The following is a 20845-nucleotide window of genomic DNA, read 5'->3' as shown; positions in this document are numbered from 1 at the left end:
GGCGCTCGCCGATCCTGCCACCCCCGCCCTCGCCCCCGGGCGCCGTGGTGCGGTGGCGGGCCGGGCCACGCTGGTCGGCGCCGGCCCCGGCGACCCGGAGCTGCTGACGCTGAAGGCGCTGCGCGCGCTCTCGAGCGCCGATGTCGTGCTCTACGACAAGCTGGTGGACCCGAGCGTGCTCGACCTCGCGCCGCGCCACGCGCGGCGCATCGATGTCGGCAAGCGCTGCGGCCGGCACGCGATGAGCCAGGCGGCGATCAATGCGCTGCTGGTCCGCGAGGTCCGCACCGGCGCGCATGTCGTCCGGCTGAAGGGCGGCGATCCCTTCGTCTTCGGCCGCGGCGGGGAGGAGCTCGAGGCCTTGCGCGCCGCCGGCGCGGCGGTGGAGGTGGTCCCCGGCATCACCGCCGCACTCGCCGTCGCCGCGCGGCTCGGCCTGCCGCTGACCCATCGCGGCCTCGCGCGCGGGTTGCATCTGATCACCGCCCATGGCGCCGAGGAGGATCTGCCGGCCCATGATTGGCGCGCCCTCGCGGAAGCCGGCGGCACGCTGGCCGTGTACATGGGGAGCCGGACGCTGCCGCGCGTCGCCGCGGCGCTGATCGATGCCGGCATGGCGCCGGAAACCCCCGCCATCGCGGTCGAGAATGCGAGCCTGCCGAGCGAGCGCCGCATTCCCGCGACCCTCGGCGCGATCGCCGCCGCCGTCTCCGCCGCGGCGGTGGAGGGACCGACGCTGGTTCTCATCGGCGCCGTCGTCGCGCTGGCCGGGTCCGCCGCGGCGTCGGGCCGTGCTATCGAGCGGCATGCCGCGTGATCCCCACACCGCCGAGGCCGCAGAAGACGGCGCGGCGGAACATCCCTTCGCCCCCTTCGTCCGCACCCTCGGTCGTGGCCCGGGCCGCTCGCGCGCCCTGACCTGGGAGGAGGCGCGGACCGCGCTCCGCATGGTGCTGCGGGGAGAGGCCGATCCGCATCAGGTCGGCGCCTTCCTCATGCTGCTGCGCTACCGCGGCGAAGATCCGGACGAGGTCGCCGGCCTAGTCGAGGCCGGGCGCGAGGCCTCCGGCTGCGGCGGCGAGCCGCGCGTGGCGGTGGACCTCGACTGGCCCTCCTACGGCGCCGGCCGGACCCGCACGGCACCATGGTTCCTGCTGGCGGCGCTCGCGCTCGCGCAGGCGGGGCATCGCGTGCTCATGCATGGCTCCAACGCCTTCTCCTCCGGCATGCCGGTGCCCGAGGCGCTGGCCCTGCTCGGGCTGCGCCCGGCCGAGGACCGGGCGGCGGCAGCGCGGATGCTCGATGCGGTGGGTTTCGCCTATCTGCCGCTGGCGCGGCTGAGCCCCGGGCTCGACCGCCTGCTCGGCCTGCGGACGCTGCTCGGCCTGCGCTCCCCGATCAACACGGTCGCGCGGCTGCTGAACCCTTGCGATGCGCCGGCCGGCGTGGATGGCGTGTTCCACCCGCCCTATATCGCGCTGCACCTCGCGGTGGCCGCCCGGCTGGGGCGGCAGCGCCTGCTGGTGGTGAAGGGCGGCGGCGGCGAGGCGGAGCGGACGCCGCTGAAGCCGGTCGCGGCGCATCTGCTCGATTGCGGATCGGAACCCCGTGAGTTGGCTCTGCCGGCCATCCTGGCCGGGGGGGCGAGGACCGCCGCGGCGGGGGATTTCCTTCCGGTCTGGCGCGGCGAGGCCGAGGGCGCCGGATTGGCGACCGTCCTGGCGACCCTGGCGCTCGGCCTGCTGGCGCTGGGCGAAGCGGCTACGCCTGCCGAAGCGGATGCCCGCGCTCTCCAGCTCTGGCGCGACCGCGTCGTCCGGTGAGGCGGGGCGGGCCTACCGTCTAAGCCGGGGCCGGCAGCGCCTCCGGCGCAGGGTCGGGGCGTTCCATGAAGAAGCCGGAATACTGTGCCACGCTGAAGGCCGGGCTTTCCGGGACCTGGATCTCGAACTCCGGCGCCGGCCATTCATCGCGCAGCACATAGCCGAGCGCCTGCAGACCCTGGTAGAGCCTGTTGCGGTTGTGTACCACGCAGGCCGCCAGCCAATGGCCGACATCCTGGATGACGGCATAGGTGCCCATCGAGGTCAGCGGGCTGCGGTTCACCAGGATGAAGCGCGGCCGGTTCGGGGCGGCCGCGACCATGCCGACGGGATCCTGGTAGTATTGCAGCGCGCCGGAGATCAGCAGCAGGTCGCTGCCATCCATGGTCTCCGGCATGGTGGTGAAGAGCAGCCGCTCCTCCCGCCGCTTCTTCGCGTGCCGCGCCGCGTATTCGAGGTTCTTCGGGCTGTCGCAGATGGTCCAGGCGAAGTCGGCGGGCCAGCGCAGATGCTCGTCGTAGCGGTAGAACATCGCCCCCGCATTGCCGCCGAGATCGAACACCGTCCGGATCGCCTCGCGATTGGTGTCCAGGTGGAACAGCGCCGGGTAGTCGCTCAGATAGGCCCGCTCGCTCGCGCTCAGGTGCCAGAGGAGATCGGAGGGGATCTCGCCCTCCGACCTGGCGTAGGCCTGGATATAGGCACGCGCTTCCTGGATCCCGGCGAATTGCCGTTGATGCCCGAACACGCCCTGGATGACCGGGCAGGTGGCCTGGTTCTGGCGGAGCGAATCCGGGGTGATCCGCTGCGCGCCCGGCCGCATGAGGGCCCCCGCCTGCACGGACAGCCGGTCCTGCCCGGATCGGATCTTCTGCGCAGGGGTCATGCGATGCGGCCTTCCCGGATGCGGCGTCGCGGAGACGCTGGATCGCCGCCCGCCCATCCTACGCGACCTCGCGCGCGCAGGGGAGGCATCAGCGCGTCACCCGGCGGCGCCGGCGGCCGACATCACCGAGGTATCGCCGATCCTTCACGATGCGGGCGCCGCGCTGCCTCCGGCGCGCCGCCAGACCTCGCCGATCATCTGGACCGTCTGGCGGCCATCCGCCGCCTGTACCTCGAATTCACGGTCGGGAATGTCCCAGCGCGCTTCCAGCTCGTAGCCGCAGCGCTGCCGCAGCATGTCGAGCTCCCGCAGTGCCGCGACGTGGTGCGGCATGCGGCCGAGGCCGAAGCTCTCCAGCGTGAAGAAGCCCGCCGCCTCGGTGACCGAGACCTTGTTGAGCAGGATCACCGGCGGCGGCGCCGGCAGCCGCGCCAGAATCTGGTCGAGCGGCGCATCCACATATTGCAACGACCCGGAGCAGAGCAGGACATTGCTCGGCATGGTGTCCTCCAGCGCCTCGTGGAAGCGGAGCTGGGGGATGTCCGCGGAGCGGCGCCGGCCCGCCCGGCACATCGCCGGCACGTCGACGACCTGCCAGACCAGGTCGTCGGGGAAGCCCAGCGCATCGCGATAGGCAAGATACTTGACGCCGACATGGCCGCCGAAATCCGTCACCCGCCGCAACTCGCCGCGCGCGATCATGCGCTGCAGGTGGAACATGACCGGCCAGTCGAAGAGGTGGATGCGGCTGAAGCTCTCGACATTCATGTCGACGACGCGGTCGTCGTCGTAGTCGAGCTGGGCTGAAGGCCGCATATAGGCCGCCGCCGCCTCCCGCGTCGGGAACCGGCCCCAATGGCTGCCATGGCTGCGGCCGAGCAACGCGTTCAGCCGCCCCGAGCGGCGGATCCGGCTGAGCCCAGGCAGGCTCCATAGACGTCCGAGCATCCAGTCTCCATCTCCGGCGGCGGCCTCCGGTGACGCGGGCCGCCGGCAAGGGTGTTGCATGCCGGCCCGGATATTCGCAATCGCTGTAATTTCGGTGCCGAACCGGCGGCGCCGGCGCGGGAAGACGGCTGGAACCCCAGCTGCAAACCGCGCGTTACAGGGTGTCCGGGCCGCATTCCGGCCCGGCGGATGCGTGGAGGAGGGAGGGCGATGGCCCTGCGCGCGAGCTGGCGTGGCTTCCTGAAGGTCGCGGAGGTGACCTGCCCGGTCGCTCTGCACGCGGCCGTCTCCACCTCCGAACGCATCGCGCTGCACAGCCTGAACCGGGAGACCGGGCACCGGCTCCGCCGCCGTTACGTGGACGGCAGCACCGGCGATCCGGTCCCGGCAGAGGAGCAGGTGAAGGGCTACGAGATCGCCCAGGACGAGTTCGTGATGCTGGAGCCGGAGGAAGTCGCCGCAGCGGTCCCGGACGCCGACAAGACGCTCTCGGTGCAATCCTTCATCGCCTGCGACAGCGTCGACAACGTCTATTTCGACCGCCCCTATTACCTGACCCCCGGTGACCGCCATGCCGAGGACGCCTTCGGCCTGATCCGGGAGGCCATGCGCGGGCAGGGCGTCGCGGCGCTGGCGCGGACGGTGCTGTTCCGCCGCGTCCGCACCTTGCTGATCCGCCCGCATGATGCGGGGCTGATCGCGACCACGCTCAACTTCGATTATGAGGTCCGCTCCGCCGCGGATGCCTTCAGCGACGTGCCGGACATGCGGATCAAGGGCGAGATGCTCGACCTCGCCAAGCACATCATCACCTCCAAGCGCGGCAAGTTCGATCCGTCCGAGTTCGACGACCGCTACGAAGCCGCACTCGCCGAGCTGGTGAAGGCGAAGATCGAGGGGCGGCCGATCGAGACCAAGCGCGCGGCGCGCTCGGCGAACGTCGTCAACCTGCTCGATGCGCTGCGGGAGAGCGCCGGCGTCAAGCGGGCCAAACCCGCATCCAAGCCGCGCGGCAAGGCGCCCGCGGCCAAGACCAAGACCGCCGCGCGCGGCAGGCCGAAGGCGAAGGCGACGCCGCGCCGGAAGGCGGGCTGAGCCGTGGCGACGCTCGAAACCTATCGGAAGAAGCGCGACTTCACCGCAACGCGCGAACCGCGCGGCCGCCGCGCGCGGGCGGCGGGCCACAGCTTCGTCATCCAGAAGCACGACGCGACCCGGCTGCACTACGATTTCCGCCTGGAGATGGATGGCGTGCTCAGGAGCTGGGCGGTGACCCGCGGCCCGAGCCTGGTGCCGGGCGAGAAGCGCCTCGCGGTGCATGTCGAGGACCACCCGCTGGACTACGGCGATTTCGAGGGCACCATCCCCAAGGGCGAATATGGCGGCGGCACCGTGATCGTCTGGGATCGCGGCACCTGGGCGCCGATCGGCGACGCCGCACGCGGCTATGCGAAGGGCCACCTGGAGTTCGAGCTGGAAGGCGAGAAGCTTGGCGGCCGCTGGCACCTGGTGCGCATGCACGGCAAGCCGCGCGAGAAGCGGGAGAACTGGCTGCTGATCAAGGGCGAGGACGCCGCAGCGCGCGCCCCCGATGACCCCGACATCCTGGAGGAACGGCCGGAATCGGTGAAGACCGGCCGCAGCGTCGAGGATGTCGCCGGCGAGGCGCCGGGCTGGTCGTCGAAGACCGGGAAGATTGCGCGCAAGCCGGCTGCCGGCGCGCGCAAACCGGCGAAGACCGGGCCGGAGCGGGAGGCGCCGGCGGCCGATCTCGAGCCCGATCGGATCAAAGGCGCGAAGAAGTCCGCGCTGCCTGCCTTCGTGGAGCCGGCGCTCGCCACCCTGGTCGCCAAGCCGCCGGCGGGCGCGGGCTGGCTGCACGAGATCAAGTTCGATGGCTACCGGCTGCAGGCGCGGATCGATGGCGGCCGCGTCAAGCTGCTGACCCGCAGCGGCCTCGACTGGAGCGATCGCTTCGGCAAGGAGATCCTGAACGAATTCCGTGCGCTGCCGGCGGCGAATGCGCTGATCGATGGCGAGGTCGTGGTGGAAGGGCAGGCAGGGGCTTCGGACTTCTCTGCGCTGCAGGCCGCGCTCAGCGAAGGCCGGACGGATGGCTTCGTCTTCTACGTCTTCGACCTGCTGTATCTCGACGGCGTTGACCTGCGCCAGGCGCCGCTGACCGCCCGGAAGGACGCGCTGGCGGCGCTGGTCCGCGGCAGCGCGCTGCGTTTCAGCGACCATTTCGCGGAAGCTGGCGACATGGTGCTGCGCCATGCCTGCCGCCTGAGCCTGGAGGGCATCGTCTCCAAGCAGAAGGACGCGCCCTATCGCTCCGGCCGCGGCAAGTCCTGGGTGAAGTCGAAATGCTCGAACCGGCAGGAATTCGTGGTCGCCGGCTATGTGCCCTCCTCCACCTCGCGCAAGGCGATCGGGTCGCTGGTGCTCGGTGTGCACGAGAATGACAAGCTCCGCCATGTCGGGCGCGTCGGCACCGGCTTCACGGCTGGTGTCGCGGAGAAGCTGTTCACGCGGCTTGAGCGCATGCGCATTCCGGCAAGCCCCTTCGCGGAGAAGCTGACCGCGGAGGAGGCGCGCCAAGCGCGCTTCGTGCGGCCGGAACTGGTGGCGGAGATCGAGTTCCGCGCCTGGACCGCGGACAAGCATCTCCGCCACGCTTCCTTCCGCGGCCTGCGCGAGGACAAGCCGGCGGAGGAGATCGTGCGGGAGGCGCCGGTGTCGGCGAAAGCGGAGAAGCCGCAGCGGCGGACAGTGCGCCTGACCCATCCCGACCGTGTCTATTGGCCGGATGTCGGCGTCACCAAGGAAGGCCTCGCCGATTACTACACGGAGGTCTGGCCGCAGATCGCGCCCTTCATCACCGGAAGGCCGCTGGCGCTGCTGCGCTGCCCGGATGGCATCGACGGTCGCCAGCGCTTCTTCCAGAAGCATGCCTGGAAGGGCATCAGCCCGGCGGTCGCACAGATCCCCGACCCCAAGGAGCCCGGGGAGGAGCCGCTGATCGCGATCCACGATCTCGACGGGCTGCTCGGCCTGGTGCAGTCGGCGACGCTCGAGATCCACCCCTGGGGATCGACCGACCAGGATTGGGAGCGGCCGGATACCATCATCCTGGATCTCGACCCGGGCGAGGGCGTCGGCTGGGAAGCGGTGATCGCCGCCGCGCAGGAAGCCCGGCAACGGCTCACGGATGCGGGGCTGCAGCCCTTCCTGAAGACCTCGGGCGGCAAGGGGCTGCATGTGGTGGCCCCCCTGAAACCCAAGGCGGACTGGGCCGCGGTGAAGGCCTTCACCAAGGGGATCGCGGAGAGCATGGCGGCGGACAGCCCGGAGCGCTTCGTCGCGACCATCACCAAGGCGAAGCGGCGCGGCAAGATCCTGGTCGACTACCTGCGCAACCAGCGCGGCGCGACCGCGGTCGCGCCCTTCTCGACCCGGGCGCGGCCGGGCGCGCCGGTCTCCATGCCGCTCGGCTGGGAGGAGATCGACGACGCCATCGGCCCGGCCTATTTCACCGTCGCCAATACGCCGACGCGCCTCGCCGCGCTGTCGCGGTCCCCCTGGGCCGATTTCCGCCGCGCCGCGGTGCCGCTCGCGCCCGCGAAGCCGAAGCGGCGCAAGGCGGCGCGCTGAAGGGCGCCTCTTAGCCAGGGGCAAAGGAGGGACGGGCTCCCAGGGTGTCCCAATCCACGGCGGGCGGCCTGGCCGTGCTGCGTTCGATGCCCCGCGCCCAATCCTGCAGCAGCTCGAGGCAGGCATGATCGATGTAGCGCAGGCCGCTGGTGTCGAGCCGCACCGGATGATGGGTGGGCACGCGGCGCAGCGCGCGCTCCAGGGCCGGCAGGCAGAGGAAGGTGGCGGTGCCGGAAAGCGCGACGCGCACCTCGCCGGGCGCTTCCTCGATCTCCAGGCGGGGCTGGCTCATCCGCCACGCGAGCAGAGCGAGCGAGACGGCCATGCCGGCCAGCACGCCCGCCAGCAGGTCGGTGGCGACGATGGTCGCGAGCGTCACGGCGTAGGTGACGACCGCGCCCGTGCCGTAGCCGGCGAGCGCGTGCAGGCGCTTCACCTCGACGAGCTTGACGCCGGTGAGCACCAGCACCGCGGCCAGGCTCGCGGTCGGCACCAGTTCCAGCAGTCCGGGCAGCAGCACCAGCGCCAGCAGGATCCAGAGCCCGTGCAGGATCGCCGAGAGGCGCGAGACGGCGCCGACCTGCACATTCGCCGAGCTCCGCACGATGACGCCCGTCATCGGCAGGGCGCCGAGCGCACCGCAAAGCATGTTGCCGACGCCCTGCGCCGCGAGCTCGCGGTCGTATTGCGCGCGCGGCCCATCATGCATGCGGTCCACCGCGGCGGCGGAGAGCAGGGTCTCGGCGCTGGCGACGAAGGCGACCATGACGGCGGAGACCAGGAGAGTGCTGTCCAGCATGGCGAGGAATTGCGCCTCGCCCGGAATCTCGAGCGCCGCCAGCAGATCGTCGGGCAGGGCCACGCGCCGGACGGGAAGACCGAGAGCGGCGGCGAGCAGCGTCGCCGACATGCGCAGCACCGGGCCGAGCGTCCGCAGCACGCCGTAGCTGCTCTCCTCCTCGACACGCAGCGGCGCCACGCCTCTTCCGTGAGCTGCTCCGGCGCGCGCCCGAAATCCGATCCGGCTGGTGGTCGATCATCACGTCGTTTTCGGCGCAGTCATGGGCCCGGTCGGCGATGCACGGGGTTCTGGTTCTGGTGCGGCCGATGGCGCGTTCGGTTGCACCTTCTCTCGCAGGAGAATAGACATTCAATTGTCATATCCTGCCTTGCAGACGCGCCAGATGGCGGAGTAAGCCGCGCGTGAATGACCGATGCGGTCAAATTTGTCACGAAAAGGACGTATGATGGTTGCTTTACCTATCCTTCACCGTGAAAGGATGGGCGACAATCCGGTGCGACCGATCTTGCAGGCCGGAGCGCTTTGTGTCCGCAGACAGGGCCAGCATGATGAAAGCGAAGTTCTGCTGATTTCCAGCCGGAGCACCGGACTCTGGGGCATCCCCAAAGGCCATATGGAACCCGGCGAGACCGTCCGACAGGTCGCAGAAAGAGAAGCGTATGAAGAGGCAGGCGTGCGGGGCATCGCGCTGGAGCCGGCGATCGGGCACTTCTCGTATCGCAAGGTGCCCCGCCTGGAACAACGCCTGAAATCATACCTCGTGACGGTGCATCTGATCTTCGTCCAGAGCCTCATGGTCGACTATCCCGAGAGTGGCGCACGTCGGGTCGAATGGATGCCGATGCGGGCCGCAGCCGGCGAGGTGGCGAATGGTGAGCTCGGCCGCATTATTGGGCGGCTGGAGCACCATCCGCTCTATGATGGCGATGCCGCCTAGGATTGGTGGTCACGATCAGGGACCGGGGTCCGAGTGGCCGATTGTCCTGGGATTAGCGGATCACCACATTCGATTTGTCTCCTCTCGTCTTCTTTGCGAGCGTCCTCCGAGTCAGATGCCCTTGAACTTCCTGAGCCAGTTGGCCGCTGATCTGCGTCTGATGCTGCGTCGCCCCGCGCGCATGCAGTATGCGGCGCTGTGCTACCGGATCGGCAGGAAGACGGGTGCGCTGGAGATCCTCCTGATCACCAGCCGCGATACCGGCCGCTGGGTCATTCCCAAGGGCTGGCCGATGCCAGGCAAGCGGGCCCACGAGGTCGCGGAACGCGAGGCCTATGAAGAGGCTGGAGTGCAAGGCGAGGCGCAGAAGGCCCCGATCGGCGCCTATGTCTATCAGAAGCGCACGCACCACGGCCTGGCCATCTCCTGCAAGGTTCAGGTGCACGCGCTCGAGGTCGATGGAGCCTGCGAGGACTTCCCTGAAAAGGGCGCACGGCGTCTGGAATGGGCCGACTGCAAGGAAGCGGCAAGCCGAGTTGCCGAACCCTCGCTGAAATCCCTTATCCTGACCTTCGGCGAACGGATGGCGGCGACGCCCGGCCCTGGAGCGCAAACGGCTGACCGACAGCTTGCCGGCCGCAGGCCCGCCCCTTCAGGGGCGGATCAGGCCGGCTGAGGCGCGGTTGCGCCGGCCTGGCGCAGCCGGCGACCACCAGCGCGCGAAGACGATGCCGTCCGCTGCATCGGACAGGGTGCTTCGCGCCGATGTCTGCGCGCCGCTGCGCCATGCTGCTCCACACCCCAAATCCCCTTGAATGCGCTCGACCACACCGCTACTGGCGATCGGGCTTTGGAGATCGCGCCCTGGCCAAGCCGCGCCTTGAAAAATTGACCCTGGACAAGGACCTCGACAAGCTCAGCCTTGCCGAGGAAGCCTCGCATCACGCGATGCGCAAGCTGTCTGCTCCCGGTCTGGCGCTGCTCTTCCTCCTCCTCAGCATGGCGTTCGCGGCATCCTATGTGATCGGCTCAAGGGGGGCCGCCATCGTCATCGCGGCGGCGGCGATCGCCGGTTACATGGCGATGAACATCGGCGCCAACGACGTGACGAACAACGTCGGCGCGGCGGTCGGCGCGAAGGCGATGACCATGGCGACGGCCTTGGCGATCGCCGCCGTCTTCGAAATCGCCGGCGCTTTGAGCGCGGGGCGGAAGGTCACGCTGACGATCGAGGCCGGTATCGTCGACGGCGCGCTCGTCGATCCTCAGACGCTGATATGGCTCATGATGGCCGCGCTGATCTCCTCCGCGGCCTGGATCAACATCGCCACCTATTCCCGTGCTCCGGTATCCACCACCCACTCGATCATCGGCGGCATCGTGGGCGCCGGCATGATCGCCACTGACCTTTCCCATATCAACTGGTGGACGCTCGCTGGCATCACGGCGAGCTGGTCGGTATCGCCGCTGCTTGGTGGTGTCATCGCAGCGGCTTTCCTAGCCTTCCTCAAGGAATTCATCATCTATCGCGAGGACAGGATCGAGGCCGCGCGGCGCTGGATGCCGATCGTCCTGGGTGTGACGGCGGGTGCCTTCACCGCCTATGTGGCGGTTTTCGCGCTCATCCAGGTGGCCAACATCTCGATCTCAACCGGTCTTCTGATCGGCCTGTTGGCGGGCATCCTCTGCTACCTGTCGAGCAAGCCGTGGATCCACCGCCAGTCGGAGGGGCTCGACAACCGCAACCAGTCGCTGCGCAAGCTCTTCCGCATGCCGTTGATATTCTCGGCAGCGCTGCTTTCCTTTGCGCACGGCGCAAACGACGTTTCCAACGCGATCGGGCCGCTGTCGGCGATCGTTTCCGCCGTCAACGGCGCCGTATCGGCAGAGAGCGCGAGGGCGCCCTTCTGGGTGCTGCTGATCGGCGCACTCGGCATCTCGATGGGCCTCGTGCTCTACGGGCCGCTGCTGATCCGGGTCGTCGGCGAAGAGATCACGCGCCTCAATCCCATGCGCGCCTTTTGCGTCGCGCTTGCGACGGCAGTCACTGTGCTGCTCGCGACCGAGTTCGGCCTGCCGATCAGTTCCACCCACACGGCGGTCGGCGCGGTCTTCGGCGTCGGCTTCTTCCGCGAATGGTACATACGCCACTCCAGACGCCGGCTGGAATACGTGCGGAAGAAGACCGGACGGGAAGATTTCATGGGCAGGGCGGAAGCCAACTTCGCCGAGGTGCGTCGACGCCGGCTGGTGCGCCGCTCCCACTTCCTGACCATCGTCGCCGCCTGGGTCGTCACCGTGCCGGCGTCCGCGCTGCTCTCTGCGGTCATCTATCTCATCCTTTCCAGCATTTTCCTCTGAAGGTGACCGAATAGCGCGCCAATTTCCGCATGCAGCGCCTGACTTTCTCGAAGCCCACTCCAGCACCGTCACGACGTTGAAGCGCCAGATTCCGCTCGGATCGGACAGCCTAGCGGGATCGCGATCGAGGCCTCGCAATCCTCGATCGCCTGCGCGCTGGCGCGGGCGGGGGCGGGAATCGCGGTGCTGGACGGCTTCGCGCCGACGGGGGCGGAGGGCATGGCGACCCGGCCTTTCCGTCCCGCGGTCATGATGCAGGCGCGGCTGCTGCAATCGCGGCGCCGGCCGCTGCCGAACCTGGCGCGGCGCTGGCAGGAGATGGCGCTGGCGGGGTAGCGGGGGTAGGCCGGCGCGCGCCGGCCGCTCAGCCGAACCGCCGGATCGTCTCGAAGAGCCGCTCGCAGCAGCGGGCGAGGTTCCGTGTCGGCGCGGTCGCGACGCCCAGCAGCAGCCCGGACCCTGCGCCATCGGGCGCCATGTACCAGGCCGAGAGCGGCGACGGAGACATGCCGAAGGCCGCGACTTCGCGCGCGATGGCGAGGTCCGAAACCCCCTTCGGTAATCGCAGCAGCACGGCCAGGCCGGGTGCCGCGACCCGATCAGCGCCGGCGGCTTCCTGCAGGCAATCGAGCAGCACCTGCCGCTTGGCGGCATAGGCGCGCTTGGTGCGGCGGAGATGCCGCAGATAATGGCCCTGCTGCATGAATTCGGCGATCGCGCGCTGCACCGCCGGGCCGGGCGGCGGCGCGAGGCAGGCCGCCGCCTCCGCAAAGCGCGCGACGAGGCCGACGGGCGCGACCAGAAAGCCGAGCCGAAGGGTCGGGCTGACCGTCTTGCTGAAGGAGCCGATATGGATGACGCGCCCGTCCCGGTCGAGCGAGGCGAGCGCCGGCGCAGCCCTGCCCGCCAGTTGCAGCTCGCTCAAATAATCATCCTCGATCACCCAGGCCTGCGTCGCGGCCGCCCATTCGAGCAGACGAAGGCGCCGCTCGAGCGACAAGGTGGGACCGAGGGGCGCCTGCTGGCCGGGTGTCACGACGACGAGCTTCGCGTCGGGATGGTGGCACAGGCCATGATTGATAACGATGCCGTCGGCATCGACCGGGATGGGCGCGAGGGACAGGCGCGCGAGCTCAAGCCCCTTCCTGGACCAGGGGAAGCCGGGATTCTCGACCCACGCCGTCTGGCCGCTTAAGCCGAGCACGCTGAGTGCCAGGCCGAGCCCCGCGCTGAATCCCCCGGTGATGATGACCTGCGACGGCGCGCAGGCCATGCCGCGCGCGACGGCGAGATAGCCCGCGATTTCCCGCCGTAATTCGAGCTCCCCGCGGGGATCGGGATAGAGCGGGGGAGCACTCGCCTCCGCTCGGACCGCCTGGGCGCGGATGCGCGCGAGCAGGGTCGCCGGGAAGGTTTCGGCCGCCGGCACGCCCATCTGGAACAAAGCGGGCCCCTGCGTCATCTCCTGATAGGTTTCGAGGAAGGAGCCGGCATCCGGCGGCCCCTCCTTCCTGGCGGCGGCGCGGGGGCGCTGGGCGACGCGCGTCCCGGCGGCCCGCGACGCCTCGATCAACTGGGCCGCGGCCAGCTTTTCATAGGCGGCGCGCACGGTGCCGCGGGCAACGCCGAGCTGGGTAGCGAGATCCTGCCAGGAGGGCAGGCGGACGCCCGGCTCCAGCACCCCGCTTTCAATGGCGGTGGCGATCGCCTTTCGGATCTGCTCCGCCAAGGGGAGCTTCGCCGCGCGGTCGAGTGTCAGGTTCAGCGGCCTGCCCATTCTCGCGTGGTACAGCATTACTCGGTGTTCTTGGTCCTTTTTCCTGGCCCAGCAGCGGCCATTTTCGGGCGGTGAAAGGCGGGTTGCGCCATCGCCTACGACGGCAGGGCGCCCTCCGCTTCCGTTCACGACGGTCGAAGGAGTGGGAAGAATGACGACGCGGCTCAACTACAACCAGGTCTCGCCCAATGGGGCCAAGGCGCTCGGCAGCGTCTATGGCTATGTCGCGCAGAGCGGCCTGCCCGGGGAGCTGGTCGACCTCGTCTATCTCAGGGTCTCCCAGATCAACAACTGCGCCTATTGCCTCGACATGCACACGCGGGAGCTGATCAAGCGCGGGGTGAAGGTCGAGAAGATCGCGCTGCTCCAGGCCTGGCAGGAAGGCGGCAGCCTGTTCAGCGAGACGGAGCGCGCCGCGCTGGCCTGGGCCGAGTGCGTGACGCGCGTCGCCGAGACCGGTGTTCCCGAGGATGCCTATGAGGCTGCGCGCGCGGTCTTCGATGATAAGCAGCTCGTCGACCTCACCATCGCGATCGGCGTGATGAACGCCTACAACCGCATGGCCATCAGCTTCCGCAACACGGCGCAGGCCGTCCTCGAGAACTAGGCGTCAGGCCATGCGGCATTGGGATTCTGCAGGAGCTGGAGGCAGCCCATGATCATCAGCGAGATTGCCGGCGTCAGGATCCCGGACAGCAAGCTGGCGCGCGAGGCTTCGGAGTTCATCCGTGACGTGGAAAGCGACCTGCTCTTCCATCATTCGGTGCGGGTCTATGTCTGGGGTGCCATGGCGGGGAGGGGCAGGGGACTGACCTTCGACCCGGAGCTGCTCTACACCGCGGCCCTGTTCCACGACATCGGCATCACCGCGCGCTACGGCGACAGCCATCTGCGCTTCGAAGTGGATGGCGCGAATGCGGCGCGTGATTTCCTGCGCGGGCAGGGCGTTTCCGAACATGACGTCGAGACGGTGTGGAACGCGGTCGCGCTGCACACCACGCCCGGCATACCGGAATTCATGCGGCCCGAGATCGCCCTGCTGCAGGCGGGGGCGGGCATGGATGTGGCCGGCCGCGGCTATGACCAGTTCACCGACGCCCAGCGCCAGGCCGTCATCGCCGCCTTTCCCCGGGAAGCCGATTTCGAGCACGGGATCATCGACGCCTTCTACCAGGGTCTGAAGCACCGCCCGGACAGCACCTTCGGGACTTTCAACGACGACTTCCTGGCGTTCAAGGATCCGGGCTTCCGGCGGGCGGACATGTGCAGCGTCATCCTGGGTTCCAAGTGGCGGGGCTGCACGCATGCGGGTTGCGCGACGGGGCCAAATCGCCGGCCGGAAGCGGACGGAAGGAGCGGACCGATCCGATGATTGCCGCCTCTGCCTCGAAGCTCTCCACCACCGAACTCAACAGCCTCATGCGGGCGCTTGAGATCGACGTCGTGGCCTTGACAGAGATCCTTGTTCCGCGCGGCCACCGGGCCGAGATGGGAATGATTGATGCGCCCGCGATCCACTACAACCTCGCGGGTTCTGGGCGGATATCGATCAATCGCGGCCCGAACATGCAGTTGATGCCGCACCTGCTCATCATTGTTCCCCCGAATATGCCCTTTTCGATTGAGGTCGACGGCGACGACGGTCCTACCCGCCTGATCAACCGTGATTGTTGGAAGCGCGACGAAGAAGGTCTCCTGCGCGTCGCTGCTCCGAACGAAAAGCCCGAGGTCGTGCAAATTTGCGGCTTCTTCAACGCGTCCTTCGGTCAGTCGGTTGGTCTGTTTCGCGACCTGCGCCAACCGGTCGTCGAGCAATTCGAACCGTCGGACAAGATTGATGGCAAGCTCCGCGAGGCCATGGATGAGCTCCTGTCGCAAGAGGTCGGCATGGGTGCGATGACGGCCTCGCTCTTGAAGCAAGTCATCATTGCATTGGTGCGGCGCTCGCTGAAATCCTCACAGAGCTGGACGGACCGCTTCTCCATCCTCGCCGACCGCCAGATCACGCGCGCCTTTGCCGACATGGTCGCCCGCCCTGGTGCTGCGCACACGGTCCAGAGTCTTGCCTGCAGCGCAAGCTTGAGCCGTTCGGCCTTCATGGACCGCTTCTCCGACATCTTCGGTCGGTCGCCCATGGCCATCCTTCGCGACCTCAGGATGCGGCAGGCCGCGCTCGATCTGACGACGACTGCGACGCCCGTCGATGTTGTGGCTCACAACGCGGGATATGAGAGCCGCTCAAGCTTCGTGCGCGCATTCCGCAAAGCCTACGACGTTGATCCCAGCGAGTACCGGCAGAGCGCGAAAAACGGTGAGGGTGACAAGGGCGCTTGAGCCAGACACCGCGTTCCGAGGCATCTCTCCCGTCCTTAGCCAGATTCGCGCACGCCTGGCGCACTGATCCTCGGCACTGGCCAGCTCAGGATTCCGGAATGCGTGTCCGTTCGTCCAGGGAAGCCCGACGCGGGTTCCATCGCGCCAGCACCTTCGTATTTTCGCGCGTCTGCGAAGGAATTCGGAAGATGACGACCTACCACACACAGGCAGGTAGACGATGAAGGCGATCGCTGTGACGGACCAGGCCGCGGGAACGGCCGGGATGAAGCTGGTGGAGCGGTCCGAGCCGCGGCCATCGATAAACGACGTCGTCGTTCAGGTTCATGCGTCGGGTTTCGTCAACACCGAGCTCGGTTGGCCTTCGACCTGGACCGATCGCCTCAACCGCGACCGAACACCGTCGATCCCCGGGCATGAGCTGGCCGGCGTGGTCACCGCCCTGGGCTACGGGACAACTGGGCTGTCGGTGGGACAGCGGGTGTTCGGCCTCACGGACTGGTCACGCGACGGCACCCTGGCGGAGTACGCGGCCGTCGAGGCGCGCAACCTCGCGCCACTCCCGGGCGATGTCGACTTCACGGTGGGCGCGAGCCTGCCGATCTCGGGCCTGACCGCGTGGCAGGGACTGATCGTGCACGGCCGCCTTCAGGCGGGACAGCGCGTGATCGCGCATGGCGCGGCCGGCGCGGTCGGGTCGATGGTGACGCAACTCGCACGTGAGTTCGGCGGCTACGTCATCGGCACCGGGCGCGCCGCCGACCGTCAGAAGGCGCTCGACTTCGGTGCGAACGAGTTCGTCGACCTCGACAAGGAGCCCCTCGAAGACGTTGGCCAGGTCGATCTGGTGTTCGATCTCATCGGTGGGGATATCGGGAAGCGGTCCGCGCGCCTGGTTCGAGCAGGAGGAATCCTGGTGTCCATCGTGGGACCGTCGGAGACGCGGCCCGCCGACGGCTTGGCGATCGACTTCGTTGTCGAGTCCGATCGCGCCCAGCTCGGTGAGATCGTCCAACGGGTGCGGGACGGACGACTGCGGACGAACATCGGCACCGTCTCGCCCCTCGACGATGCCGTCGCCGCCTTCAACCCGACCGAGCGACGCCCGGGGAAGACGATCATCCGCGTTCGCTCGTGAGCGACATGCGCCTCGATGCACGCGGCCGGCCGGCGCTGTCCAGATCGGCCGGCTGAGTCCTGTCGGACGCGCGGGGCAATCCGGGAAATCACCCATTGCCCCTGGCGAGATGTCGAGCGGGCTCCATCCCTGCGGCATTTCCGGCGAAGACAGCGAAAGCCCTCTTGTCCTTCAACTGTCCCTTCACCAAAGGAAGCACCATGACCAACGCCGTCATCGAATGTATTCTGAGCCGCAGCGCCGCCAAGTATTACGACCCTGCCGCCACCTTGAGTGACGACCACATCCGCGAGCTGGTTCGGATCGCCACCACCGCACCGACATCCTTCCACTTGCAGAACTGGCGCTTCATCGCCGTGCGCACGCCGGAGGCCAAGGCCCGGCTGCGCCCGATCGCCTGGAATCAGCCCCCGATCACCGAAGCAGCCGTGACCTTCATCGTCTGCGGACAGTTGGCCGATTCCAGCGTCATACCGGAGCGCCTGGCACCGCTGGTGGAAGCCGGCATCATGCCGGCGAAGATGGTGCCGGATTGGGAAATCCCCGCACGCGGTCTGTATTTCGAGCACCCGCAGCGCCAGCGCGACGAGGCAGTACGCAGCGCCGCCATCGGCGCGACAGCGATGATCTATGCGGCCCGCTCGCTGGGCCTGGGTTCGACGCCGATGATCGGCTTCGACGCCGAAGCGGTGCATCGCGAGTTCGCGCTGGCCGAGGACGAAGTGCCGGTCATGCTGTTGTCCGTCGGGCCGGAGCGTCCGGGAAACTGGGCGCAGAAGCCGCGCCGTCCGGTGGTCGAGGTGCTGAATCTCGTCTGATTATCAGTAAAACCAGGAACTTTCGGAGAATACGATGCCAAGAACTGCAGCTCTGAAGCCTGAACAGGTGCCAGCGGCTTCGAAGCCGACCCTCGATACCTTCACCAAGACCATCGGGTTCACCCCGAATATGATGGCGGCCTTCGCGCAGAGCCCGATCGCGTTCAACGCATGGGCCGCCCTGCTCGGCTCCTTGAGCAAGGCGCTCGACGTGAAGACGCGGGACAGCATCGGCCTCGCTGTCTCCGAAGTGAATGGCTGCAACTACTGCCTGACGGTTCACAGCTTCACGGCCGAGCATATGGCCAAGCTGCCGGCCGATGACATCATTCTCGCCCGGAAGGGTCATGCCACCGACCCAAAGCGGGACGCCGCGGTCCAGTTCGCGCGGAAAGTCATCGAGGCCCGCGGCAATGTCGGCGACGCCGATCTGAAAGCCGTCCGCGATGCCGGCTACACGGATGCGAACGTCATGGAGATCGTCGCGCTGGTGGCGATGTACTCCCTGACGAACTTTTTCAATAACGTGTTCGATCCCGAGAAGGACTTTCCCGCCGTTACGCCGGCTGGTTCGATCTGAGGTCGCCAACCGGGGTGGTTCAGCTGGCTGCTCGGATGCACCTGAGCGGCGACGCCGCGCGCCGGCGGTTAATGGCAGCTGTTGCGGACCGTCAGCTTGGTAGCTGACGGTCCGCAATCGGCCACTACACGCTGACCAGCCGGCGTCCCCGTTTGACCGACGGACAGGGATGGGTCGGAAGGCAGCGTTCCTGTTCGGGCCCGACCGTCTTCCGGCCGCCCCATCGAGGCGGTCGCTAGGCCGGTGTGAAGTCGTAGCCCTCGCCCACGCGCGTGACGCTGCCGAGGCCGGGGAAGTCGAGATGCGCGCCCGCGACGAAGACGTCCGGCCGCGCCGATCGTTCCAGCATCCGCAGGCGGGTCGCGCGCGCCGCCGCCTGGTCGTCGTCGAATTCCCAGGTGAGCTCCGGCCGGGCGCACTGGATCGAAGGCACATGCACGACATCGCCCCAGATCAGCAGCGCCTCCCCGCCGCTCGCGACCACGAAGGCGCTGTGCCCCACCTCATGGCCATGGGCCGCGATGGCGGTGACGCTGTCGCTCAGGGCGAAGCCGTCACCAAAACCCTGGCAGCGCGCGTGGAAGCGCCCCAGCCGTTCATCCCGGCGGAACAGCGCGACTTCCGCCTGCGGGACGTAGAGGTGCCGGAGCTTCGGGAAGGCGTCCGATCCATCCGCCGCCACCAGCCCGGCGACATGGTCGAGATGGGTGTGCGTGACAGCGACGGTGTCGATCGCCTCCCGCACCACCCCCGCTTCGGCGAGCGCCTCGGGTAGCAGGCCCATGCTCGGCTCCCAGGCATTCGCGGCGCCAGTGTCGATCAGGATGTGCCGGCCTTCCCCGATGACCAGGAAGGCCTTGACGGAAAGCCGCAGCCGCCCGCCGACCAGCCTGACCCTTCGGGCAAGTCAGCGCCGAAGGGCCGGTCGCCCGGCCGGCGCAGCCGGCTGGGCGGCATGTCCACATGGCCGTCGCGGAGCGCCACGATGGTCAGCCCGCCGAGCGCATAGCTGGCGAAATTGCTGCCGGACCGGATCCTCTGCATGAGTGTCTCCTCCGCCTAGGCGAGCTTTCAGCCTGTCGGAAGTGCCTGCCATCTGTCCATCGCCGCCACGGGAGGCCATCGGCGCACGACGCCCGGACGGGCGCGACAGATCGATCGAACAGTAGCCGTCAGCTTCGACGCATCGGTCACCCGAACGCCGCCCATTCGCGTTCGGCCAAACCTCGGCAGACGGGTACCATGCGTGCCATCGGAGCAGCCGTCACAGGCCGGTCGGCCGCCGCCGTGCCCGCTATGGTGAAGGAAGATCGAAGCGGACCGCAATGGCGGCGGAGGCGATCACCGCCCTGTCGTGCTTCCCTTCTTCCGGCACATCCAGCCCGCCCTTCACCGCCCTGGCGGTGACGATACCGTAGGGCAGGGATTTGCTGACGGCCTCGATATCGACCTTGTCCGGCTGCTGCACACCGATCGTGACCTCCACCTGCATGGTCCTGATGTCGAGGCCGAGGCTGCGGATGAAAGCCAGCGAGGAATGGTGCAGCGCGTCCTGCACGGCGCGCAGCGCCGCCTTGGTGTAGTCGCCGCCATGCAGGTCGTTGCCGCTGCCCATCTCCAGGATGATCCGCTTCAAAGCCATGGTCCGGCGCTCCCTAGACGTCGAGCCGCACGATCGCGCAGCAATTGGCGATGACAGTCGAACCCGTCCCTTCCTCATTGGGGATTTCGAGTCCGCCTTCGACCACGGTCACGCTGCCCGTGCCATGCGGCAGGATCGCCAGCACCTCCGCCTTGTCGACCTGGTCCGGCTTCGGCACCCCGATCAGAACCTCGACCTGCATCGCATCCGCGGGCTGGCCGACGGCGGCGCCGATCGAGAGAGAATTGTGCCAGAGCGCGTCGCGCAAGGCGCGCACCGCTGCCTTGGTATAATCCGCGCCCCTGATATCGGTGCCCATGCCGATTTCGAGCACCATGCGCTTGAGCGCCATGACCGCTTCCTTGGACCCTGCCTCTTCGGCCACCCATGGCTGGCCTGACGCGAAGCTAATGCGCCTTCCTGCACCATGTCCACGCGCTGCCTTGCGCGGTCAGGCCGTGCGCGCATCCCATCCGAGCATCGCGACGTCGGCGACGGCTTCCAGCTCGGCGCGGCGCGCCCCGTCGCGGGCGAGGATCGACATGCCGCTCTGCACGGTCTGCACGAAGCGCGCGAGCCCGTGGACATCGGTCGCAGCGGGGATCTCGCCTTCGGCGATCGCGCGGTTCAGCCGCGCCTCGAGGCGCTCGAGCGTGACCGCGCGGGCCGTCCGCACCAGCGCGCCGAGCTCCGCATGGCCCTCGCTGCCGACCGAGGAGAGCGCGACCATGCAGCCGAGGGGATTGTCCGCCACCACGCAGCCGGTCAGGGCCGCGGCGGAATCCATGAGCAGCGACAGCACCGCTGCGCGGGCCGTGCGGGCAGCAAAGAATCCCGCCCAGACCAGCCCCTCATTGGTCTCGCGGTAGTGGCGCAGCGCCTCGGCATAGAGCGCTTCCTTGGAGCCGAAGGCGGCATAAAGGCTGGGTGCCCCGATCCCCATCGCCTCCGTGAGGTCGGCGATCGACGTCGCCTCGTAACCCTTGACCCAGAAGAGGCGGGTCGCGCGCGCCAAGGCAACCTCCCGGTCGAAGGCGCGCGGCCTGCCGCGACCGCGGGTGGCCGCCGCTTCCCTGGCTCCCTGCCCCTGTTCCGATTTCTGCATCGATCACTATATAAATCCATTGACAGGCCCCGGCAAGCTC

The 20845-nt window shown here is 68.4% G+C and carries 23 protein-coding genes; 14 read left to right on the top strand and 9 right to left on the bottom strand.

Annotated elements, in window-relative coordinates; genetic code table 11:
* A partial coding sequence (gene cobA, locus GXW71_RS27085) for a uroporphyrinogen-III C-methyltransferase (protein ID WP_456315996.1) occupies positions 1 to 817 on the top strand: 817 nt, incomplete at its 5' end.
* Positions 807 to 1823 (top strand): glycosyl transferase family protein, encoded by a 1017-nt coding sequence (locus GXW71_RS27080; protein WP_211855822.1) that lies wholly within the window; start codon positions 807 to 809, stop codon positions 1821 to 1823. The genes cobA and GXW71_RS27080, both read left to right, overlap by 11 nt.
* A 19-nt stretch (positions 1824 to 1842) precedes the next feature.
* Here GXW71_RS27080 and GXW71_RS27075 read toward each other — a convergent pair whose 3' ends face one another.
* Both GXW71_RS27075 and GXW71_RS27070 read right to left on the bottom strand, forming a co-directional pair.
* Entirely contained in the window at positions 1843 to 2709 is an 867-nt protein-coding gene (locus GXW71_RS27075; RefSeq protein WP_211855821.1) for a methyltransferase, TIGR04325 family, read from the bottom strand.
* Positions 2710 to 2853: 144 nt separating this feature from the next.
* Complete coding sequence (locus GXW71_RS27070) at positions 2854 to 3657, bottom strand: methyltransferase, TIGR04325 family (RefSeq protein ID WP_211855820.1); 804 nt, start codon at positions 3655 to 3657, stop codon at positions 2854 to 2856.
* 210 nt (positions 3658 to 3867) lie between these two features.
* Between GXW71_RS27070 and ku the strand changes: the two genes are divergently transcribed.
* Together ku and ligD are read left to right on the top strand one after the other, a co-directional pair.
* Positions 3868 to 4752, top strand: a complete 885-nt coding sequence (ku, locus tag GXW71_RS27065; protein WP_211855819.1) for a non-homologous end joining protein Ku — start codon at positions 3868 to 3870, stop codon at positions 4750 to 4752.
* A gap of 3 nt (positions 4753 to 4755) precedes the next feature.
* On the top strand, positions 4756 to 7311 hold the full coding sequence (ligD, locus tag GXW71_RS27060) for a DNA ligase D (RefSeq protein ID WP_211855818.1): 2556 nt from the start codon (positions 4756 to 4758) through the stop codon (positions 7309 to 7311).
* A gap of 10 nt (positions 7312 to 7321) precedes the next feature.
* Here the strand turns inward: ligD and GXW71_RS27055 are convergent, their stop codons facing one another.
* Positions 7322 to 8290: a SulP family inorganic anion transporter gene (locus GXW71_RS27055; protein ID WP_211855817.1), complete on the bottom strand. Its 969-nt coding sequence runs from the start codon at positions 8288 to 8290 to the stop codon at positions 7322 to 7324.
* A 301-nt stretch (positions 8291 to 8591) separates the two neighbouring features.
* On the opposite strand from GXW71_RS27055, the gene GXW71_RS27050 reads away from it, so the two are divergent.
* The 4 genes from GXW71_RS27050 to GXW71_RS27035 all read left to right on the top strand — a co-directional run bounded on the left by GXW71_RS27050 (position 8592) and on the right by GXW71_RS27035 (position 11747).
* Complete coding sequence (locus GXW71_RS27050; protein ID WP_211855816.1) at positions 8592 to 9050, top strand: NUDIX hydrolase; 459 nt, start codon at positions 8592 to 8594, stop codon at positions 9048 to 9050.
* Positions 9051 to 9171: 121 nt separating this feature from the next.
* Positions 9172 to 9726: an NUDIX hydrolase gene (locus tag GXW71_RS27045; RefSeq protein ID WP_211855815.1), complete on the top strand. Its 555-nt coding sequence runs from the start codon at positions 9172 to 9174 to the stop codon at positions 9724 to 9726.
* Between the two features lie 110 nt (positions 9727 to 9836).
* On the top strand, positions 9837 to 11411 hold the full coding sequence (locus GXW71_RS27040; protein WP_211855814.1) for an inorganic phosphate transporter: 1575 nt from the start codon (positions 9837 to 9839) through the stop codon (positions 11409 to 11411).
* Between the two features lie 183 nt (positions 11412 to 11594).
* Complete coding sequence (locus GXW71_RS27035) at positions 11595 to 11747, top strand: hypothetical protein (RefSeq protein WP_211855813.1); 153 nt, start codon at positions 11595 to 11597, stop codon at positions 11745 to 11747.
* A gap of 28 nt (positions 11748 to 11775) precedes the next feature.
* On the opposite strand, the gene pdxR is transcribed toward GXW71_RS27035, so the two are convergent.
* Positions 11776 to 13206: a MocR-like pyridoxine biosynthesis transcription factor PdxR gene (pdxR, locus tag GXW71_RS27030; protein ID WP_246526925.1), complete on the bottom strand. Its 1431-nt coding sequence runs from the start codon at positions 13204 to 13206 to the stop codon at positions 11776 to 11778.
* 133 nt (positions 13207 to 13339) lie between these two features.
* On the opposite strand from pdxR, the gene GXW71_RS27025 reads away from it, so the two are divergent.
* From GXW71_RS27025 to GXW71_RS27000, 6 genes are all read left to right on the top strand, one after another.
* Entirely contained in the window at positions 13340 to 13795 is a 456-nt protein-coding gene (locus GXW71_RS27025; protein WP_211855812.1) for a carboxymuconolactone decarboxylase family protein, read from the top strand.
* Positions 13796 to 13843: 48 nt separating this feature from the next.
* Positions 13844 to 14560, top strand: a complete 717-nt coding sequence (locus tag GXW71_RS27020; protein WP_246526924.1) for an HD domain-containing protein — start codon at positions 13844 to 13846, stop codon at positions 14558 to 14560.
* Complete coding sequence (locus GXW71_RS27015; RefSeq protein WP_211855811.1) at positions 14557 to 15522, top strand: helix-turn-helix transcriptional regulator; 966 nt, start codon at positions 14557 to 14559, stop codon at positions 15520 to 15522. Before GXW71_RS27020 ends, GXW71_RS27015 begins: the two co-directional genes overlap by 4 nt.
* 220 nt (positions 15523 to 15742) lie before the next feature.
* Positions 15743 to 16660: an NADP-dependent oxidoreductase gene (locus GXW71_RS27010; RefSeq protein ID WP_211855810.1), complete on the top strand. Its 918-nt coding sequence runs from the start codon at positions 15743 to 15745 to the stop codon at positions 16658 to 16660.
* Between the two features lie 200 nt (positions 16661 to 16860).
* Positions 16861 to 17478, top strand: coding sequence for a nitroreductase family protein (locus GXW71_RS27005; protein WP_211855809.1), 618 nt, complete (start codon positions 16861 to 16863; stop codon positions 17476 to 17478).
* Between the two features lie 34 nt (positions 17479 to 17512).
* Positions 17513 to 18058 carry a carboxymuconolactone decarboxylase family protein gene (locus tag GXW71_RS27000; protein ID WP_211855808.1) on the top strand — a complete coding sequence of 182 codons (546 nt, stop codon included), beginning with the start codon at positions 17513 to 17515 and terminating at the stop codon, positions 18056 to 18058.
* Positions 18059 to 18293: 235 nt separating this feature from the next.
* Here the strand turns inward: GXW71_RS27000 and GXW71_RS26995 are convergent, their stop codons facing one another.
* From GXW71_RS26995 to GXW71_RS26975, 5 genes are all read right to left on the bottom strand, one after another.
* The gene (locus GXW71_RS26995; RefSeq protein WP_367617379.1) at positions 18294 to 18878 is read right to left on the bottom strand and encodes an MBL fold metallo-hydrolase; all 585 of its coding nucleotides are present in this window, start codon (positions 18876 to 18878) and stop codon (positions 18294 to 18296) included.
* Positions 18878 to 19102, bottom strand: a complete 225-nt coding sequence (locus GXW71_RS26990; RefSeq protein ID WP_211855807.1) for a hypothetical protein — start codon at positions 19100 to 19102, stop codon at positions 18878 to 18880. Before GXW71_RS26990 ends, GXW71_RS26995 begins: the two co-directional genes overlap by 1 nt.
* A 250-nt stretch (positions 19103 to 19352) precedes the next feature.
* On the bottom strand, positions 19353 to 19700 hold the full coding sequence (locus tag GXW71_RS26985; RefSeq protein ID WP_211855806.1) for a Lin0512 family protein: 348 nt from the start codon (positions 19698 to 19700) through the stop codon (positions 19353 to 19355).
* Between the two features lie 13 nt (positions 19701 to 19713).
* A complete protein-coding gene (locus GXW71_RS26980; protein ID WP_211855805.1) occupies positions 19714 to 20052 on the bottom strand; it encodes a Lin0512 family protein in 339 nt (112 codons plus the stop codon).
* Positions 20053 to 20151: 99 nt separating this feature from the next.
* Entirely contained in the window at positions 20152 to 20715 is a 564-nt protein-coding gene (locus tag GXW71_RS26975; RefSeq protein ID WP_246526923.1) for a TetR/AcrR family transcriptional regulator, read from the bottom strand.
* Positions 20716 to 20845: the final 130 nt, after the last annotated feature.

This window comes from Plastoroseomonas hellenica (assembly GCF_018129085.1).
Lineage (GTDB): Bacteria > Pseudomonadota > Alphaproteobacteria > Acetobacterales > Acetobacteraceae > Plastoroseomonas > Plastoroseomonas hellenica.
The sequence above is the reverse complement of the archived record's forward strand: the minus strand, read 5'-3'. Positions and strand labels throughout refer to the sequence as shown.

Excerpts from the sequence above, each read along its gene's own strand:
- GXW71_RS27080 (WP_211855822.1), top strand. The coding sequence starts at position 807 with ATGCCGCGTGATCCCCACACCGCCGAGGCCGCAGAAGACGGCGCGGCG.
- GXW71_RS27075 (WP_211855821.1), bottom strand. The coding sequence starts at position 2,709 with ATGACCCCTGCGCAGAAGATCCGATCCGGGCAGGACCGGCTGTCCGTG.
- GXW71_RS27070 (WP_211855820.1), bottom strand. The coding sequence starts at position 3,657 with ATGCTCGGACGTCTATGGAGCCTGCCTGGGCTCAGCCGGATCCGCCGC.
- ku (WP_211855819.1), top strand. The coding sequence starts at position 3,868 with ATGGCCCTGCGCGCGAGCTGGCGTGGCTTCCTGAAGGTCGCGGAGGTG.
- GXW71_RS27050 (WP_211855816.1), top strand. The coding sequence starts at position 8,592 with ATGGGCGACAATCCGGTGCGACCGATCTTGCAGGCCGGAGCGCTTTGT.
- GXW71_RS27040 (WP_211855814.1), top strand. The coding sequence starts at position 9,837 with ATGCTGCTCCACACCCCAAATCCCCTTGAATGCGCTCGACCACACCGC.
- pdxR (WP_246526925.1), bottom strand. The coding sequence starts at position 13,206 with ATGCTGTACCACGCGAGAATGGGCAGGCCGCTGAACCTGACACTCGAC.
- GXW71_RS27025 (WP_211855812.1), top strand. The coding sequence starts at position 13,340 with ATGACGACGCGGCTCAACTACAACCAGGTCTCGCCCAATGGGGCCAAG.
- GXW71_RS27020 (WP_246526924.1), top strand. The coding sequence starts at position 13,844 with ATGATCATCAGCGAGATTGCCGGCGTCAGGATCCCGGACAGCAAGCTG.
- GXW71_RS27015 (WP_211855811.1), top strand. The coding sequence starts at position 14,557 with ATGATTGCCGCCTCTGCCTCGAAGCTCTCCACCACCGAACTCAACAGC.
- GXW71_RS27010 (WP_211855810.1), top strand. The coding sequence starts at position 15,743 with ATGAAGGCGATCGCTGTGACGGACCAGGCCGCGGGAACGGCCGGGATG.
- GXW71_RS27005 (WP_211855809.1), top strand. The coding sequence starts at position 16,861 with ATGACCAACGCCGTCATCGAATGTATTCTGAGCCGCAGCGCCGCCAAG.
- GXW71_RS27000 (WP_211855808.1), top strand. The coding sequence starts at position 17,513 with ATGCCAAGAACTGCAGCTCTGAAGCCTGAACAGGTGCCAGCGGCTTCG.
- GXW71_RS26990 (WP_211855807.1), bottom strand. The coding sequence starts at position 19,102 with ATGCAGAGGATCCGGTCCGGCAGCAATTTCGCCAGCTATGCGCTCGGC.
- GXW71_RS26985 (WP_211855806.1), bottom strand. The coding sequence starts at position 19,700 with ATGGCTTTGAAGCGGATCATCCTGGAGATGGGCAGCGGCAACGACCTG.
- GXW71_RS26980 (WP_211855805.1), bottom strand. The coding sequence starts at position 20,052 with ATGGCGCTCAAGCGCATGGTGCTCGAAATCGGCATGGGCACCGATATC.